Annotated in this window: 14 protein-coding genes; 7 read left to right on the forward strand and 7 right to left on the reverse strand. The window is 69.4% G+C overall.

All coding sequences use genetic code 11. The annotated features are described in order from the left end of the window. The 7 genes from AACH06_RS18065 to AACH06_RS18095 form a co-directional block, all read left to right on the forward strand. Positions 1 to 402 (forward strand): TlpA family protein disulfide reductase (locus AACH06_RS18065; RefSeq protein ID WP_341427153.1); only part of this gene is annotated, 402 nt, incomplete at its 5' end. A gap of 17 nt (positions 403 to 419) precedes the next feature. Continuing rightward, positions 420 to 674, forward strand: a complete 255-nt coding sequence (locus AACH06_RS18070) for a DUF4266 domain-containing protein (RefSeq protein ID WP_341427333.1) — start codon at positions 420 to 422, stop codon at positions 672 to 674. Continuing rightward, positions 661 to 1794, forward strand: coding sequence for a DUF3570 domain-containing protein (locus AACH06_RS18075; RefSeq protein WP_341427154.1), 1134 nt, complete (start codon positions 661 to 663; stop codon positions 1792 to 1794). Before AACH06_RS18070 ends, AACH06_RS18075 begins: the two co-directional genes overlap by 14 nt. A gap of 2 nt (positions 1795 to 1796) precedes the next feature. After that, complete coding sequence (locus AACH06_RS18080; protein WP_341427155.1) at positions 1797 to 2756, forward strand: FAD:protein FMN transferase; 960 nt, start codon at positions 1797 to 1799, stop codon at positions 2754 to 2756. Next, positions 2753 to 4642 carry a protein-disulfide reductase DsbD gene (dsbD, locus tag AACH06_RS18085; protein ID WP_341427156.1) on the forward strand — a complete coding sequence of 630 codons (1890 nt, stop codon included), beginning with the start codon at positions 2753 to 2755 and terminating at the stop codon, positions 4640 to 4642. The genes AACH06_RS18080 and dsbD overlap by 4 nt, the downstream gene beginning before the upstream one ends. An 11-nt stretch (positions 4643 to 4653) precedes the next feature. After that, positions 4654 to 5613 carry a thioredoxin-disulfide reductase gene (gene trxB / locus AACH06_RS18090; protein ID WP_341427157.1) on the forward strand — a complete coding sequence of 320 codons (960 nt, stop codon included), beginning with the start codon at positions 4654 to 4656 and terminating at the stop codon, positions 5611 to 5613. A 148-nt stretch (positions 5614 to 5761) separates the two neighbouring features. Further along, on the forward strand, positions 5762 to 7225 hold the full coding sequence (locus AACH06_RS18095; protein WP_341427158.1) for a carotenoid oxygenase family protein: 1464 nt from the start codon (positions 5762 to 5764) through the stop codon (positions 7223 to 7225). Positions 7226 to 7282: 57 nt separating this feature from the next. Here the strand turns inward: AACH06_RS18095 and AACH06_RS18100 are convergent, their stop codons facing one another. The 7 genes from AACH06_RS18100 to ku form a co-directional block, all read right to left on the reverse strand. Continuing rightward, positions 7283 to 9592 carry a PAS domain-containing sensor histidine kinase gene (locus tag AACH06_RS18100; protein WP_341427159.1) on the reverse strand — a complete coding sequence of 770 codons (2310 nt, stop codon included), beginning with the start codon at positions 9590 to 9592 and terminating at the stop codon, positions 7283 to 7285. Positions 9593 to 9614: 22 nt separating this feature from the next. Then, on the reverse strand, positions 9615 to 10472 hold the full coding sequence (locus tag AACH06_RS18105; RefSeq protein WP_341427160.1) for a phosphate/phosphite/phosphonate ABC transporter substrate-binding protein: 858 nt from the start codon (positions 10470 to 10472) through the stop codon (positions 9615 to 9617). Continuing rightward, positions 10469 to 10873 carry a response regulator transcription factor gene (locus AACH06_RS18110; protein WP_341427161.1) on the reverse strand — a complete coding sequence of 135 codons (405 nt, stop codon included), beginning with the start codon at positions 10871 to 10873 and terminating at the stop codon, positions 10469 to 10471. The genes AACH06_RS18105 and AACH06_RS18110 overlap by 4 nt, the downstream gene beginning before the upstream one ends. Positions 10874 to 11074: 201 nt before the next feature. Continuing rightward, complete coding sequence (locus AACH06_RS18115; RefSeq protein WP_341427162.1) at positions 11075 to 11752, reverse strand: alpha/beta hydrolase family protein; 678 nt, start codon at positions 11750 to 11752, stop codon at positions 11075 to 11077. 19 nt (positions 11753 to 11771) lie between these two features. Then, positions 11772 to 14417, reverse strand: a complete 2646-nt coding sequence (gene ligD / locus AACH06_RS18120) for a DNA ligase D (RefSeq protein WP_341427163.1) — start codon at positions 14415 to 14417, stop codon at positions 11772 to 11774. Continuing rightward, on the reverse strand, positions 14414 to 15334 hold the full coding sequence (locus AACH06_RS18125; RefSeq protein ID WP_341427164.1) for a tetratricopeptide repeat protein: 921 nt from the start codon (positions 15332 to 15334) through the stop codon (positions 14414 to 14416). The genes ligD and AACH06_RS18125 overlap by 4 nt, the downstream gene beginning before the upstream one ends. Before the next feature lie 59 nt (positions 15335 to 15393). Next, positions 15394 to 16347: a non-homologous end joining protein Ku gene (ku, locus tag AACH06_RS18130; RefSeq protein ID WP_341427165.1), complete on the reverse strand. Its 954-nt coding sequence runs from the start codon at positions 16345 to 16347 to the stop codon at positions 15394 to 15396. Between the last annotated feature and the right edge of the window lie 224 nt (positions 16348 to 16571).

Raw genomic sequence — 16571 nt, forward strand, 5'->3', positions numbered from 1 at the left:
GTGCCGGGCGCCAGCGGCCAGCCCGCCGTGCCCCTGTTCGATGGCAAGGCACGCGCCACCTACATCGACTTCTGGGCGTCGTGGTGCGGCCCGTGCCGCCAGTCGTTCCCGTGGATGAACCGCATGCAAACCAAGTTCGGCCCGCAAGGCCTGCGGGTGGTGGCGGTGAACCTGGACAGCCAACCGGCTGACGCCCAGCGCTTCCTGGCCCAATGGCCAGCCCAGTTCACGCTGGCGTTCGACCCCAGCGCCGAGGCGGCGCGCCGCTTCGGCATCAAGGCCATGCCGAGCTCGGTGCTGCTAGGCGCTGATGGCAAGGTCATCACCACCCACGCCGGGTTCCGCGATGAGGACATCGCCCCGCTCGAAGCCCGCATTGCTGCGGCGCTGGGCGTTTCTTGATCGAGGAGCAAGCGTTGATGACGAACCCCAACTTCAAGCGCCCCATCGCTCGCCTGGCCGCACTGGCCGTGGTGGGCGGTGTGGCGGGCGCAGCGCTCGGCGGCTGCGCCCTGCAGCCCCCGCAGGCCTGGGAGAAGCGGGCCCTGGCCAAGCCCGAGATGACGTTCGCGGGCGACCCGCTGGCCGACCGTTTCGACCAACACACCTACGCGAGCAAGGAGAACGCCTCGGGTGGCTACGGAGTCGGTGGGGGTGGCTGTGGCTGCAACTGATTCCGCACTCGGCGGTGTGCTGGCTGCGGCGCTGCTGTTGCCCGGTGTCGTCGCTCCGGTGGCCCACGCAGAGAACGCGCCTGAACAGGGTGTGGTGGCGCTGAAGCTGTCGAGCTACCGCGACTGGCAGCCCGGGCTCGACCGGGTGAAGGTCGATGCGCCGTCGATTTACGCGCTCGTGCCCCTCGACACCCGCTGGTCGCTGGAGGGCTCGGTGGTCAACGACGCCGTCTCGGGCGCCTCGCCGCGCTACCACAGCGCGGTGTCGGGTGCCTCGAAGATGGACGATTCGCGCACCGCCGGCGACCTCAAGCTCACCCGCTACGACGAGCGGCAGGCCTGGTCGGTGGGCGTGGCGAGCTCCAGCGAGCACGACTATCGCTCCAACACCGTGTCGGGCGAATGGCGCCTGTCCAGCGACGACAACAACCGCACCTGGAACCTGGGCCTGTCGTACGGCGTGGACGACATCGGCTCGTCCAACGACCCGACGCTCGACAAGCAGCGCCGCACCTGGCAGATGATCGCCGGGGTCACCCAGGCCTGGACGGCGAACGATCTGGTGCAGTTCAACCTGGGCCTGAGTCAAGGGCGCGGCTACTACACCGACCCGTACAAGTTCCCCGACTCACGGCCGGACAAACGCCGCCAGACCACTGCGCTGCTGCGCTGGAACCATCACTTCGACAGCTGGGGCTCCACGCTGCGCAGCAGCTGGCGCGTCTACGACGACAGCTGGGGCGTGCGGTCGCACACCCTCGATGCCGCCTGGGTGCAGCCGGTGGCCCCGGGCTGGACGCTCACGCCCAGCCTGCGCTACGCCACGCAGCGCGCCGCGAGCTTCTACTTCGATCCGGTCTACGACGGCACGCTGGGCGAGCCGTTCCCGCCCGGCTTCAGTGGCCTGACGCACTACTCGGCAGACCAGCGCCTGTCGGCCTTCGGGGCGCTCACGGCCGGCCTGCGGGTCGACTGGCAGCTCACCCCGCAGTGGAAGCTGGACCTGAGCTACTCACGCTACGAGCAGCGCGGCGACTGGCGCATTGGTGGCGATGGCTCGCCGGGCCTGGAGCCGTTCTTGGCCCAGTGGTGGCAGCTCGGCATGGCGCGCAGCTTCTGACCATGCGCGGCCTGGCCCACTTCGACCGCGATGGCTGGCACTGGCGCTTTGGTGCCATGGCCTCCCACTGCGAAATCGTGGTGGGCCACCCGGAGGCGGAGGCTCGGGCTGCCGTCGACGCGGCTGTGGCCGAAGTGCGGCGCATCGAGGCCAAGTACTCGCGCTACCAGGCCGACAGCATCGTGTCGCGCATCAACGCGGCCGCCGGCACCGGCGTGGCCACCGCCATCGACCCGGAGACCGCCGGCCTGCTGGCCTTTGCCGACCAACTGCATCGGCAAAGCGGCGGCCTGTTCGACCTGACGAGCGGCGTGCTGCGGCGCGCGTGGGACTTCCGTGCTGCCCGCGTGCCGGGCGAAGAGGAGCTGGCGGCGATCCGGCCGCTCATCGGCTGGACACGCGTCGCCTGGGACGATCACCAGGTGACGCTGCCCGAGCCCGGCATGGAGCTGGACTTCGGCGGCATCGGCAAGGAATACGCGGCCGACCGGGCGCAGGCGGTGCTGCTGCAGCACGGTCTGCAGCGCGGCTTCGTGAACCTGGGGGGCGACATCCGGGTGCTCGGGCCTCGGCCGGACGGGCGGCCCTGGCGCTTCGGCATCCAGCATCCCCGCCACCCCGAGGCCACCTGTGCCAGCGTCGAGCTGCGTGAAGGAGCGCTCGCCACCAGCGGCGACTACGAGCGCTTCTTCATCACGCCCGAGGGCCGGCGCTGCTGCCACATCCTCGACCCGCGCACCGGCCAGCCGGTGGCGTACTGGCAGGCCATCAGCGTGGTCGCGCCCGTGTGCGCCGCTGCCGGTGCGCTGGCCACCATTGCCATGCTGCTCGGCGAGCAGGCCTTGTCCTTCCTGCAACGCCAGGGCGTGGCCTTCATGGCCATCGATGCCCAGGGCGGCATCGCCTCTCACGACATCACCATTTCTTCACCTGATTCCGGCGACATCGCCTTCCATCCATGAACTCATTGCTGCTCCACTGGGCCCTGCGCCTGGCCGCCTTGGTGCTGGCGGCCGCTGCCTGGCTGCCTTCGGCGCACGCCGCCGAAGAGGCCTTCCTCGACCCGGCCGAGGCCTTCCGGCCACAGGTTCGCATCGCCGCCGACGGCGCGTTGCAGATCGCCGTGGCCATCGCACCGGGCTATCACCTGTACCGCGAGCGATTCAGCCTTCGGCCCGAGGCGAGCCAGCCGCTGCCGGCTGCGACGCTGCCGCCGGGTCGCGAGACCTTTGACACCAACTTCAACCAGACGATGACGTTGTGGGAGGGCACGATCGAGGTGCGGCAGCCCCTGCCGGCCGATCTGAAGCCGACCACTGTGGGCGTCAGCTACCAAGGCTGTGCCGATCGCGGCCTGTGCTACCCGCCGCAGCAAGGCACCGTGCGGCTGACCCGCGACGCCGGTGGGGTGTTGACGGCGGCGTGGGAGCCCGCGGCGGACCTGTTCAGCGCCGCGCCGCCGACGACTTCCGGCGCGGCCGCTGCCACCGCCACCACCGCCACCGCGACCACCGCCAGCCCCGCACCCGCACCGGCGGCCGCTGACGCGGCCCTGCCGACCGACGACCACGCGAGCGTGCTGTCGTCCGGCAGCCTGCTCAAGGTCGTGCCGATGTTCCTGTTGGGCGGCCTGCTGCTGTCGTTCACGCCGTGCGTGCTGCCGATGCTGCCGATCCTGTCATCGATCATCGTTGGCCAGGGGGCCCCGGTGTCGCGCCGCCGTGGTTTCACGCTGGCCCTGGCCTACTCGCTGGGCATGGCCATGGTCTACACCGCCGCAGGTGTCGCGGCCGGCCTGATCGGCTCGGGCCTCGCCGCCACCTTGCAGAACCCGTGGGTGCTCGGCTCGTTCGCCGCGCTGCTGGCGGGGCTGTCGCTGTCGATGTTCGGCGTGTGGGAGTTCCAGATGCCCGCCGCGATCCAGAACCGCGTCAACAACGCGTCGAACCAGCTCGCGGGTGGCCGCCATCTGGCCGTGTTCTTGATGGGCGGGCTGTCGGCGCTGCTGGTGGGCCCGTGCGTGGCCGCGCCGCTGGCCGGTGCGCTGCTCTACATCAGCCAGACCCGCGACGTGGTGCTGGGCGGTGCCGCGCTGTTCGCCCTGGCGGCGGGCATGAGCGTGCCGCTGCTGATCCTTGGCCTGTCGGCGGGCAGCCTGCTGCCCCGCGCGGGCCGCTGGATGGAGCAGGTCAAGACCTTCTTCGGCCTGATGCTGCTGGGCGTGGCCCTGTGGCTCGTATCGCCGGTGCTGCCGGCCGCGGTGCTGATGTTCGTGTTGGGCGCCGGTGTGCTGGCGGCGGTGCTGTCGCTGGGCGCGTTCGAGGCCGGCACCTGGCGCCTGTGGCGTGGGGTGGGTGGCGTGGCCGCCTTGTGGGGGGTGTCGCTGATGGCGGGTGCGCTCTCCGGCGGCGACAGTGTGCTGCAGCCGCTGCGGCACCTGGCGCGCGCGGGCGGCGCCGGCTTGCCGGTGGCCCAGGCTGCGGCGGCCGAAGGGCCCTCGTTCCAGCGCATCACCAGCGTCGCGCAACTGGACGAGGCGCTGCGCACCGCCGGCCGCCCGGTGGTGATGGATGTCTACGCCGATTGGTGCGTGTCGTGCAAGGAAATGGAGCACCTCACCTTCCGCGATCCGGCCGTTCGACCGCGCCTGGAGCGCGCGATGCTGCTGCAGGCCGACGTCACGGCCGACACGCCGGAGGCCAAGGCACTGATGAAGCGCTTCAGCTTGTTCGGCCCGCCGGCCGTCATCTTCTTCGATGCGGCCGGCGCCGAAGTGGCGACGGCTCGCACCATCGGTTTTGAGAAGGCGGAAGCCTTCATGCGCCGCCTCGACCACGCCAAGCTCTGAGATTTCCACGAATGAGTGCTTCGATGACCCATGCCTCGGTCCTGATCCTCGGGTCGGGCCCGGCCGGCTACACCGCCGCCATCTACGCGGCACGCGCCAATCTGCAGCCCCTGCTCGTCACCGGCCTGACCCAAGGCGGCCAGCTGATGACCACCACCGAAGTCGACAACTGGCCTGCGGATGTGATGGGCGTGCAGGGGCCCGAGCTGATGCAGCGCTTCCAGCAGCACGCCGAACGCTTCCACACCCAGATCGTGTTCGACCACATCAACGCGGTCGACCTGTCGCAGCGCCCCTTCCGCCTGCAAGGCGACAGTGGCGCCTACACCTGCGATGCCTTGATCATCGCCACCGGCGCCTCGGCCCGCTATCTCGGCTTGCCATCGGAGGAGGCCTTCATGGGGCGTGGCGTCAGCGCCTGCGCCACCTGTGACGGCTTCTTCTACCGCGGCGAAACCGTGGCGGTGGTCGGCGGCGGCAACACGGCAGTGGAAGAGGCGCTTTACCTGTCGAACATCGCCGCCAAGGTGCACCTCGTTCACCGGCGCGACAAGTTCCGCGCGGAGCCGATCATGGTCGACAAGCTGATGGACAAGGTGGCGGCCGGCAAGATCGAGCTGCACCTGTTCAAGACCTTGGACGAGGTGCTCGGCGACGCTTCCGGCGTGACCGGTGTGCGCGTCAGAGACACGAGCGATGGTCGCACCACCGAGCTGCCACTGAAGGGATGCTTCATCGCGATCGGCCACCAGCCCAACACCGACATCTTCAAAGGCCAGCTGGAGATGAAGGACGGCTACCTCCTCACCGCCGGGGGCCACGAAGGCCTGGCCACGATGACCAGCGTGCCGGGCGTGTTCGCCGCCGGCGACGTGCAGGACCACGTCTACCGCCAGGCCATCACCTCGGCCGGCACCGGCTGCATGGCCGCGCTGGACGCCCAGCGCTTCCTGGCCGCCAGCCAGGGCTGAAAGGCGCGCTGTCCTGCCCCTTCTTCGTGGGGCGCCGGCTCGCTCCATCAGTGAATATCCGGGCAGGCAGCTTCTCGGGCCCCACGTACAACCGCGGGTGGCGCGCCGCCGCCGCTGTTCGTCGTCAGGCCCACCGAGGAGCCCCCGGATGTCCGCTGTCCTGGAACGCACTTCGCGATTCGCTGATTCCGCGCCGGCCATCGACAGCACGGCATTCAGCCGCCTGCGGGGCTTCCATACCGGCGCCCGCGAAATGGGCGACACGGTCTGCGCGGTGCATGGTCGCTTGCCGGTCTGGCTGCAGGGGCGCCTGCTGCTGAATGGGCCCGCCGTGTGGGAACTGCCCGAGGGCGCTTACCGGCATTGGTTCGACGGCCTGGCGATGTGGCATCGGCTGCAGTTCGCCGGTGGGCATGTGCTCTACCGCAGTCGGTTGGCCGACAGCCAGTCGGCCCGGCTGGCGCGGGCCGCCGGCCGGCCCGTGATGGGAGAGTTCGCCACCGCTGACACCGAGCCCTGGCTGTCGCGCTTGACGCACTTCTTCCGTCCCCGCGCCAGCGACAACCCGTCGGTGGCGATGTCGCGCATCGGCGAGCGCTGGGTCGCCTGCACGCAGACCCCGCACCTCATCAGCTTCGAGCCGGACAGCCTGGCCACGATCGGCGAGCTCGCGCACGACGATGACCTCGACCTGGCACTGATGGCCGCCCACGGCATGACGGACTCTCGTGGTGACTACTGGAACATCGGCATCGAATTCGGCCGCCGTTGCACCTACCGGCTGTTCCGCATCGCGGCCTCGGGCACGCGGCGAGAGTCGATCGCCGCCATCCAGGTGCCGCGGGCCGGCTATCTGCACGCGTTTGCGCGCAGCGCGAGCCATGTGCTGTTCGTCGAGGCGGCTTGGCGCGCCCAGCCGCTCGCTTTCTTGTTCACGCGCCGGGCCTACGCCGCCAATTTCCGGTGGGAGCCGGGCAGCGCGTCGGCCATTCACGCCATCTCTCTGGCCGACGGCTCGGTGCAACGCTGGGAGACGCCGCCGGTGATGTCCTTCCACCCCGTGCAGGCCTTCGAGGATGGGCGCGAGCTGGTGCTGGACTTGTGCGACTACCCGGATGCCGGAGTCATCGACGATCTGGCCCTGGACAGGCTGCGCGCCGGTGTTCGCCATCGTGCCGCTCCGAGGCTGACGCGCTACCGGCTGCGACCCGGCTGCGCCGACGCGCAGATCGAGCGCCTGGGCACCGGATTCGAGCTGCCGCAGATCCACCCTTCACGACCCGAGCAGGGCGCGGCGCGGTGGGCCTGGGGCGCCGGCTACGACGCGGGTGAGCGCAACCACTTCCTCGACCGCACGGTGCGGATCGACCTGCACACCGGCGATCGGCTCGAGTGGCAGCGCCCGGGTGCGATCCAGCTGGAGCCGCTGTTCGTGCCCCGGCCGGGCGCCAGCGACGAGGACGACGGCGTGTTGCTGGTGCCCACGCTGGCCGATGGCGATGCCTCGACCGTGATCGCGGTGCTCGACCCCCGCCGCATGGAGTGCCTGGCCACCATCCAGGCCCCACAGGTGGTGCCTTTCGGCTTTCATGGGGTGTTCCAGCCGCGATGAGCCGGTGCCCGTTGCCAGGCCCTTCCACCGCTGGGGCGTCGCACGACGCCGGGCGACTCAGCACACCGCGTGCAGACCGCTGTCGGACGACGACGCGGAGGCGGGCGCCAGTGGCAGCCACAAGGTCACTTCAGTGCCGCGACCCGGCTCGCTGGCCAGGCTGAGCGAACCACCCAGCAGCTCGACGATCTCTTTGACGATGCTCATGCCCAGCCCGGTGCCGGGGATGTTGCCCGAGGTGTCGGCGCGGAAGAAGCGTTCGCAGACGCGGGCCAGTTGCTCCTGCGTCATGCCGATGCCGTGGTCGCGCACCACCAGGCCGGCGCGGCCCGCGACCTCGTCCACCTCCACGTGCAGGTCGACCGCCCCGCCTTCGGGCGAGTACTTGTAGGCGTTGGACAGCACGTTGCCAAGCGCCTGGCTGAACTTGCTGCGATCGACCCGGGCCATCAGCGGCGAGGCCGGCAGTTGCATGCCGGGCGCTTCGCGCTCGTTGGGCGGCTTGAAGTCGCGCACCACGTCGCGCACCAGCTCGCACAGGTCGAGCGATTCGATGACGAAGTCCTTGCCGCGGCGCGCTTCGATGCGGGCCAGGTCCAGCAGCTCGTTGACGATCGAGATCATCAGGCCCGTCTGCCGATAGATGGTGGAGATGACCTCCTGCTGGCGCTCGGCCGACAGGCGACGGTGCATCATCAACTCGGAGAATCCGTAGATGCTCGCCATGGGCGTGCGCAGCTCGTGGGCGGCGGTCGAGAGGAACTCGCTCTTCATCTGGTCGACCTCGGATTCGAGCGTGACGTCGCGCAGATGCAGCACCTGGGAGATCTTGCCCGCGTCGCCCGGTCGCAGCGCCACTTCGAGGGTGCGCCGCGTGGGGCGTTCGATGTCGATCAGCCGGCGTCGGCGCTCGGGGCGGGCGCCTTCCTTCTCTTCGACACGCAGTTGCTCGAAGTCCAGCACCTGCGCGCGGCGGCCGAGGCAGCGCGCATTCAGCAAGCGGGCGAATTCATGCTCGTACAGCGCCAGCACTTCGCTCGCATCCAGGCCGGTGAGGCGGGTGAAGGCGGGGCTCACGTAGCTCACCGCCATGCGCTCGTCGAATGACACGAACCCATCGGGGCTCAGCGCGAAGATGGCGCTGAGCTGGTCGCTGTGCTCCTGCACCCGGTGCACCAGCTGCGAGATCATCCGCGAGATGGCTTCGATGTCGTCCGAGGCCTCGCGCTGGGGGCTGTTGAACTGCGGGAGCAGGCCCTCCAGCACGCCGCGAAGGGCGGTCAGCGCGCTGCGGCGGCTGCGCAGTTCGTCCTGCAGCCGCAGGTCCAGCGCATGCTGTTCGGAGACATCGCGGCAGGCCAGCACATGGCCGCACAGCCGCCCTTCGGCGTCGGTGATCGGCGAGAGCGTGGTGTCGAGGATGCGGTGCGTGCTGTCGCGTGCGGTGATCTCGACACGCTTGCCGCGCCAGGGCGCGAAGCTGACCGGGCTTGGGAACAGCTCTGGCAGCAGCCCGTCCAGCGCGTGGCCCAGCAGCACCTCTGCCGGTGCGGCCAGGATGTCGCAAGCCGCCGGGTTGGCCAGCACCACGCGGCCGTGGGCATCGAGGGTGAACACGCCGTCGGCGATCGCGCCCAAGGTCACGGCAGCCTGTTCGCGCTGGCTTTGCAGCGAGGCGGCCACCCGGCTGAGCACTTCGAACGTGCGTTGGAATTCGATGGGCGCGTCTGAACCCAGACCCTCGTCCGATCGTGTGGTGCCCGATCGCACCTCGGTGCCAAAGCTCTGCAGCCGCCCCAGGTCGCCCAGCCAGTGCTTGAGCGGCAGCCAGATCAGCAGCAAGCCCGCAATGAAGCCGGCCATCGCCAAGGCCAGCGCGGCCCGGGCCTGCCGCCACATGTCACCCGCGATGTTCTCGGCGGCATAGCTCAGCCGAAGCACGCCGTAGTCGCGCCCGCCGGCGACGATGGGCAGGTTCACGTCGTACAGGCGCTCGGACACCCCCGCCACCAGCCAATCGGGCGGCCGGGTGTCCGGGCCTGACGTGCGCTGCGCCTTGACCGTGCCGCCTTTGAGGTCGATGAAGGCGGCGTAGGCGAAGTCAGAGCGGTCGATGGCCGATTCGAGCGTTCGCTGGATGGTGTCGTAGTCGCCGATCACCGCGCTGTCCGACACCGCCGGGGCGATCACCTTCACCAGGCCATCGGCCCGGTCGAGCGCGGCATCGAGCTCGCGGGTGAATTGGTAGCGGTAGAACAGCGCCAGCGCGCTGCCCACGAACAGCAGCAGGGCGGTCGTGTACAGCGCGAAGACGCGGCCGACCAGCGACTTCGGCAGGCAGCGCGAAATCCAGCGAATGGGCGCCAAACCGGGCTTCCTTGTGGGTCTGTCAGCGAACCTGCGGCGGCGCGGTGCGGTAGAAGTCGCGGTAGGGCGCGTATTCGCTGCCGTCCGACGGCACGAAGTAGGCTTCAACCGTCAGCCCGACCAGCTTCGACGACTGCTCCAGGATCTCGCGACCGGCCGGGTCGGTGTGCATCTCGAAAAATGCCTTGGCGACGGCCTTCACATCCGCCTCGGGCACCTTGGACGAGTTCATCAGCGCCAGGTCGTGCAGCGGCGCCGACGACCACAGCACACGGTACTTCTTGTCTTCACGCCGCGCATAGCCTTCGACCAGCTGCGAGTTCACGCCTGCTGCCGCCGCTTTGCCGCTGAACATCTGGGCCAGTGCACCGTCGGTGTTGCCGCCGAAGACCACCTTGGTGTCGATCTTGCGCGTCAGCAACTGGCCGTAGGTGAACTTGTACGAGATGGTGGCCTCGGGGCCGGGATAGACCACCTCCTTGCCCGCCAGGCCGCTCAGGTCGGCGATGGGCGAATCGGCGGGCACCACGATCTGGCCCTGCACCGGGGGGGTCTGGCGGCGGCCGAACACCTTCCAGCCCAGCGCTTCACGCTCCGGGCTGAACAGGTGATTGCTGAACACGAACTCCACCTCGCGTGCCAGCACGAAGGCCGTGGTGTCCGCCGAGGTGCGGCCGATCTTCAGCTGCAGCTTCACGCCGCTCTTGGCACTGACGTGGTTGATGATCGGGTTCCAGTAGGCGGCGGTGAGCTGGATGCCGTACTGGTTGACCGGTGAGAACTGGTAGACCGTCTCGGCGACGGCCTGGGGCGTGCCGGTCAAGCTCGCCAAGCCCGCCAAGGCGAGCAGGCAGAGGCGGCGGCGGTGGGTTTGGGTCATGGCGAGGTCTCGGTCGTGGGGGCAGTCTGAGGGGACAGCAGCCGCTCGACGGTTTCGAGCAGGCGCTGTGGGCTGAATGGCTTGACGATGTAGGCGTGGGCGCCGGCCTCGATGCCGGTTCGGACATCGGTGGCCTGGCCGCGGGCCGACACCAGCACCACCCGGGTCGACGCCAGCATGCTGTTGGCGCGGATCTGGCGGCACACCTCCAGCCCATCGATGGGGCCGGGCATCATCACGTCCAGCAGCACGATGTCGGGCTTCAGCGTCTGGACGAGTTGCAGGGCGACGGTGGCGTCGCTGGCCTCGTGCGCTTCGGCGGGCACGTCCAGCATTTCAAGGGACCAACGAACCAGCCGACGCAGGTCGGCCTGGTCGTCGACGATCAGGACTCGCTTCATCGAAGTCTTTTCGGCATTTGCGCGCGTTCGTTGAGTGGCCGAGCGCCGGGGCATGCACTTTTGCGCGCTCCGGTGGGCGCGGATGGCTGGTCTTGATGCGGGTCAAGCCGGCACTTGGGACGTCAGCGGGGGCCGTCAATCGGGGCCGTCAACCGGGGGCCTCACCGCGGCCGTCACCGCGGCCGCCGCTCGTGCGGGACGTCAGGCGAAGCGGCCGATCCACTCGGCGGTGACGTCCAGCAGCGCCTCCAGCACCTCAGCGTCGCGCCGGCCGCTGCGTGCCAGGACATGGAAGCTGTGGTCCGCATCCGGCAGGGGGGCCAGCGTGGCACGCTCGCCCAGTTGCTCGACCACGGTCGTGATCAGGTCGAAATCGGCCAGCTCGTCACGGGTACCCTGCAGGAACAGCATCGGGCAATGCACCTGGGCCAGGTGCGCGGCGCGTTCGACCGCCGGCTTCTTCGCCGGGTGCAGCGGGAACCCGAGAAACACCAGGCCATGCACATGCGGCAGTGGGTCGGCAGCCTGGGCCTGTGAGGTCATTCGCCCGCCGAACGACTTGCCCCCCGCCACCAGCGGCAGTGTCGGCAACTGCCGCTTGGCCTCGGCCACGGCGGCGCGCACCGCCGCGTGGGCCACGGCCGGGGAGTCGGTCCGTTTGGAGCCCCGTTCCATGTACGGGAACTGGTAGCGCAGCGTGGCCACGCGGCGCTGCGCCAGCCCCTCGGCCACCGCGGCCATGAAGGGGTGGTCCATGCCGGCACCGGCACCGTGCGCGAGCACGTACACGGCCAGCGGGTCGGCAGGCGACTGCAACAGGCCGGACACGGTGGTTTCGGCGTCGACGTCTATCGACAACCTGGTGGGCAGAGGGCTCATGATGGGGTTCCGCTCGGGTTCAATCTGCCAGCATCTTGCGCGCATGGGTGAGCGTCTGCCGGCAGTCCCAGTACCCTGCCCAAGGGTCATCCTGCTGAAAGCTCAGGTACTCGCGGGCGTTCGCGATCGTCCACTGCGCACTGCTTTTCAAGGCGGTGAGCTGGCTCCAGCTGAGGGGCATGGAGACGCCGAGCCCGGGCCGGGATCGGGCCGAGAAGGCGGCGGCGGTGGTGGCGGCGTGGTTGTTGCGCAGGTAGTCGACGAACACCTTGCCCACGCGGTGTTTCGGCCCGGGGATCGCGACAAACTTCTGCGGCAGGGTGCGGGCCAGATGCTCGACGGTGGCCTTGCTGAATGCCTTGACCTTGTCATGAGACCACCGGGGCGAAATCGGCACCACCACGTGCAGCCCCTTGCCGCCCGAGGTCTTCAGCCAGCACTGCAGACCGAGCGTGTCGAGCAGCGTGTGCACGAGCACCGCGGCCTCCTGCACATCTTTCCAGGCGACGCCTTCGCCCGGGTCCAGATCGAAGACGACGCGGTCGGGTTTGTCGATGTGGCGGGTGGTGGCGTTCCAGGTGTGAAACTCCAGGACGTTCATCTGCGCCGCCGCCACCAAGGACGGGGCATCGTCCACCGCCAGCAGCGCGCCGTGATCCGGCCACAGATCGGGCGGCAGGGCGCGCAGCCCGGGGATCTTGCTGTCGGGGTGTTTCTGGAAGAAGAGTTCCCCGTTGACACCCTCGGGCGCACGCACGAGCGACACCGGCCGGTCTTTCAGGTGCGGCAGCAGCCAGTCGGCCACGCTGTCGTAGTAGCGCACCACATCGATCTTGCGCAGGCCGGTGCTGTGGTCGATCACCCGCTCGGGGTGGGTGATCTTGATGCCGTGCAGGTGGGGCGTGGGCGAGGTGGAGCCGGCCGTGCTGGTGCCGGCCGCGAAGGTGCCGACCGGGCGCGTTGCGGTGGCCGAAGGCTCGGCCACCGTGTCGGGCTCGCGCACCACCTCGCTCGCGGGCTTGTCGATGCGCTCGCCCTTGAACACGCCGGCGCGAACCTTGCCGTCTGGCGTCCAATCGGCGAATTGCACTTCCACCACCATCTGGGGCTTCACCCAGTGTTCGCTGCCCGCCACCCGGCGGCTCCAGCGACCCGGCTCGATGCTGCCGGGGTCGACGGGCGCCCGGGGCGTCTGCAGCGACGCCAGGCGCCGGTAAAGCGCGGTGGCGGTGCGGTGGTCCCAGCCGGTGCCCACGTTGCCGGCGTAGCGCAGCGCCTGCCCATCGTGGTAGCCCAGCATCAGGCTGCCCACTTCGGCCGGGGCGTTGGCGCGGTCGGTGTACCCCAACACGACGAATTCCTGCCGCTGCGTGCTTTTGAGTTTGAGCCAGGTCGCGGTGCGGGCCGACACGTAAGGGGCATCGAGCCGCTTGGCCACGATGCCTTCCAGGCGCATCGCCCGGGTGGCCTCCATCAGCTGCGCGGGCGGCACGTCGAAGTCGGGGCTGAAGCGCAGCCGGCCCGGTGCCTGGGGCCCCAGCAGTTCACGCAGCCGGGCGCGCCGCGCCCACCACGGCAGCGGCCGCAGGTCTCGCCCGTCGGCGAACGGCAGGTCGAAGAGAAAGTAGACGATGTCGTCGCTTCGCGCGCCGTCCATCGCGTTTTGCAGTGCGTTGAAGTCGGGCGCGCCATCGGCGCCCAGCACCACGATCTCGCCGTCCAGCCAGGCCTGATCCAGCCCAAGCTGTTCGACCGCAGTGGCCAGCGTCCGCATCTTGTCCGTCCAGTCGTGGCCCTTGCGGGTGTAGAGGCGGGCTCGGCCATGGTCGATGCGGGCGAGGATGCGGTAGCCGTCCCATTTGGGTTCAAGCGCCCACCGGTGGGTGGGCGGCAGCGCGGTGGCTGCCGTGGCCAGTTGGGGCTCGAGCCGGGCGGGCAGCGGCGCGGGCTTGGCCTGGGCGATGACCGCGGCCGCGTCGTCCGGCCGATCGCCGCCGGATGTCGCGGGGGCCATCGGGGGAGGGCCCTCGCGCGGTTCACGCGCTTCGGCCATCCCGAGCGGGTGCGTCATGACACTGTCCGGCAGGGCCGCGATCACGTCGTACTCGGCCGAGGGGCGGGCCCAGGCATCGCGCTTCTTGAACAGCATCCACGGGTCTTGTCGATCGCCGGGCTTGGCGATGCGCACCAGCTCCCAGCGACCGGCGAGTTTTTCGCCGTGCAGCTCGAAGATGAGCTTGCCGGCGGCCAGCCCGGCGCGCGGATCGCCCACGGGCGTCCAGGTGCCCCGGTCCCACACGATCACCCGACCGGCGCCGTACTGGCCGGGAGGGATGGTGCCCTCGAAGCCGCCGTAGGAGATGGGGTGGTCTTCCACATGCACCGCCATGCGCTTGTCCTTCGGGTCGAAGCTCGGCCCGCGGGGCACGGCCCAACTGAGCAGAACGCCGTCGAACTCCAGGCGAAAGTCATAGTGCAGGCGGCTGGCCCAGTGTTTCTGGATGACGTAGCGCAGGCCCGGCCCGGGTGGCGTGGTGGTGGCGTCGTCGGCTACTGAGGCTTGGTCGGCCGGTGGCTCGGGTGTGAGGTGAAACCGTCGCTTGGCCTGATAGCCCGAGAGTCGCTCGGCACGGGCAGGCTGGCCGGGGGCGGCGGCCTTGGTCACGGCTCCGCAGGCGTGGGGGTGACGGCGGGCTCTTGCGCCAGCTGCAGCCGCCGATAGGCGCTGTAGTGGCGCAGCGCGCCCTGGCGATCACCCAGCTGCTCGCACAGCTTCGCCGCATTGTGGTGGGCATCGAACAGGTCGGGTGCGAGTTCGAGGCTGCGCTCGTAGCGCGCCAGCGCTTCGCCAGGCCGGTTCAGGTCTTCCAGCGCAATCGCCGCGTTGAAGTGCAGCAGCGGCTCGTCGGGTTGATGGCGGATGGCCCGCTCCAGCACCTCGATCGCCTCGGTGCAGCGCCCGGCGTCGCACAACATCGCGCCCAGGTTGACGGCCGCGTAGACGTGATCGGGCGCCAGCGCCAAGGCACGGCGGTAGGCGGCCTCGGCCGCACGGGGATCGGTGGCTTCCAGCATCTCGGCCTGGCGGTACCAGTCTTTCACGCTGGGTTCGGGCAATTCCGATGCCTGAGCGGCGCTGGGTGCCGGCGTGTTCGCGCCCGCGGGGGCAGGCTCTCGCGACAGAACCGCCACGGTGCCGCGAGACGGCGCAATCTCGAAATCCATCAGCAGTTGGCCGGACTCGGCACCCCAATGGGCATCGCCTTCTTTTACGGCGACCTCATTGCCGATCGCCTTGATGCGAAGGCCGCTCAGCGGCAGCTCGGCCGGCAGGCGCTCGCGCAGCAGCTTCAGCGAACGCAGCAGCCGCTTGGGTGGGATCTTCGCGGCGCGCAGGTGGTGGGCCGTTCTCAGCAGCACCACGTCCTGGAACGAGAAGCGCCACTCTTGTCGAGGCCCGCGGGAGGGGGTGACGAAGCCCGCGGCCACCAGCGCCATCACCGCACGGCGCCCCAGGCCCAGCATCTCTTCGATCTGGCGCAGCGTGTAGGGCGTGGCAGTAACAGGGTGGGGGGCGCTCACGGCGTGGAGGCAGGACGGGACCGATCCGGGGGGCCGCATCAGCCCCCACGGCCCGCAGCTTACTTGCGTGCTCTGCCGCGGCCGCCGGAAACGAGCGCCACCGCGGGTTCTTCCACCCGAGGCGCGCGTTTGGCCGGCTTGCGTTCTTTCAACGCGCCGGCCGGGATGGACTCGGCAGCAGCCGACTTCTGGGGCTTGGCGGCCTTCGCCGGGGCCGCCGCCTGCCCGCGTGCCCCGCCACGAGCACCGATGCTGGCCCGGAGGGCCTCCATCAGGTCGATGACCTGGCCGCTGGAGGGTTCTTCGCTGTGGGCCGACGCGACGACTTCCTTGCCGGCGATCTTCGCGTCGATGGCGGCGAGGATGCGCTGCTTCTCTTCGTCGACGAACTCCGTCGGGTCGTACGCGTCCTTCGAAATCTGGTCGATCAGTTGCAGGGCAAGCTTCAGTTCGCCCGAGGACACCTCGGCCGGTTCGATGCCCAGATCCTTCAGCGACCGAACCTCGTCGGCGTAGAGCAGCTGTTGAAGCACCAGCCCGTCCTCGACCGCACGTACCTGGACCACGTACTGCTTGCCCTTGCTGGTCCAGCGGGCCAGCGCACAGCGGCCGCTTTCGCGCATGGCGGCGGCGAGCAGCGCATAGGGCTTGCCGCCGCGCTTGTCCGGCGCCAGGAAGTAGGCCCGGTCGTAGTAGATGGGATCGACCGACTTCTCGGGCACGAAGGCCACGATGTCGATCACGTGGCTGGCGGCTTCGTCCAAGGCCTTGAGCTCTTCGGCCGCAAAGAGCACGAACCGGTCTTTCTCGAACTCGTAGCCCTTGACCATCTCCGAGCGTTCGACCACCTTGCCGGTCGATTCCGAGACGTATTGCTGCTTCACCCGAGAGCCATCCTTGGCGAGCATCTTGAAGCTCACCGAGCTCGACGACTCGGTGGCCGAGTAGAGCTTCACTGGCACGTTGACCAGCCCGAAACTGAGGGTCAACGATGCGATGGACCGTGCTGCCATGGGATCTCCCGGGGTGGAGCGATAGCGCAGGGCAGCATAAATCGTTCCTCGCCGATGCGAAAGTGCCGGCGCGTGGCCTACGCGTTTACCCTGCGTGGGCCGCGGGTTGGCCGGCGGTGGCGCTTCGGCGCGATTCGGCCATTCGGTGGTTCTGCGCTAAGAAGATGCGGCCATCGGCGAAATGGCCCGCTGAACCGGCTCCATCGGCGCGAACCTGCGCTGCC

The sequence above is a fragment of the Ideonella lacteola genome (assembly GCF_038066555.1).
In the GTDB taxonomy this organism is placed as follows: domain Bacteria; phylum Pseudomonadota; class Gammaproteobacteria; order Burkholderiales; family Burkholderiaceae_C; genus Ideonella; species Ideonella lacteola.

Excerpts from the sequence above, each read along its gene's own strand:
- AACH06_RS18070 (WP_341427333.1), top strand. The coding sequence starts at position 420 with ATGACGAACCCCAACTTCAAGCGCCCCATCGCTCGCCTGGCCGCACTG.
- AACH06_RS18080 (WP_341427155.1), top strand. The coding sequence starts at position 1,797 with ATGCGCGGCCTGGCCCACTTCGACCGCGATGGCTGGCACTGGCGCTTT.
- dsbD (WP_341427156.1), top strand. The coding sequence starts at position 2,753 with ATGAACTCATTGCTGCTCCACTGGGCCCTGCGCCTGGCCGCCTTGGTG.
- trxB (WP_341427157.1), top strand. The coding sequence starts at position 4,654 with ATGAGTGCTTCGATGACCCATGCCTCGGTCCTGATCCTCGGGTCGGGC.
- AACH06_RS18095 (WP_341427158.1), top strand. The coding sequence starts at position 5,762 with ATGTCCGCTGTCCTGGAACGCACTTCGCGATTCGCTGATTCCGCGCCG.
- AACH06_RS18105 (WP_341427160.1), bottom strand. The coding sequence starts at position 10,472 with ATGACCCAAACCCACCGCCGCCGCCTCTGCCTGCTCGCCTTGGCGGGC.
- AACH06_RS18110 (WP_341427161.1), bottom strand. The coding sequence starts at position 10,873 with ATGAAGCGAGTCCTGATCGTCGACGACCAGGCCGACCTGCGTCGGCTG.
- AACH06_RS18115 (WP_341427162.1), bottom strand. The coding sequence starts at position 11,752 with ATGAGCCCTCTGCCCACCAGGTTGTCGATAGACGTCGACGCCGAAACC.
- ku (WP_341427165.1), bottom strand. The coding sequence starts at position 16,347 with ATGGCAGCACGGTCCATCGCATCGTTGACCCTCAGTTTCGGGCTGGTC.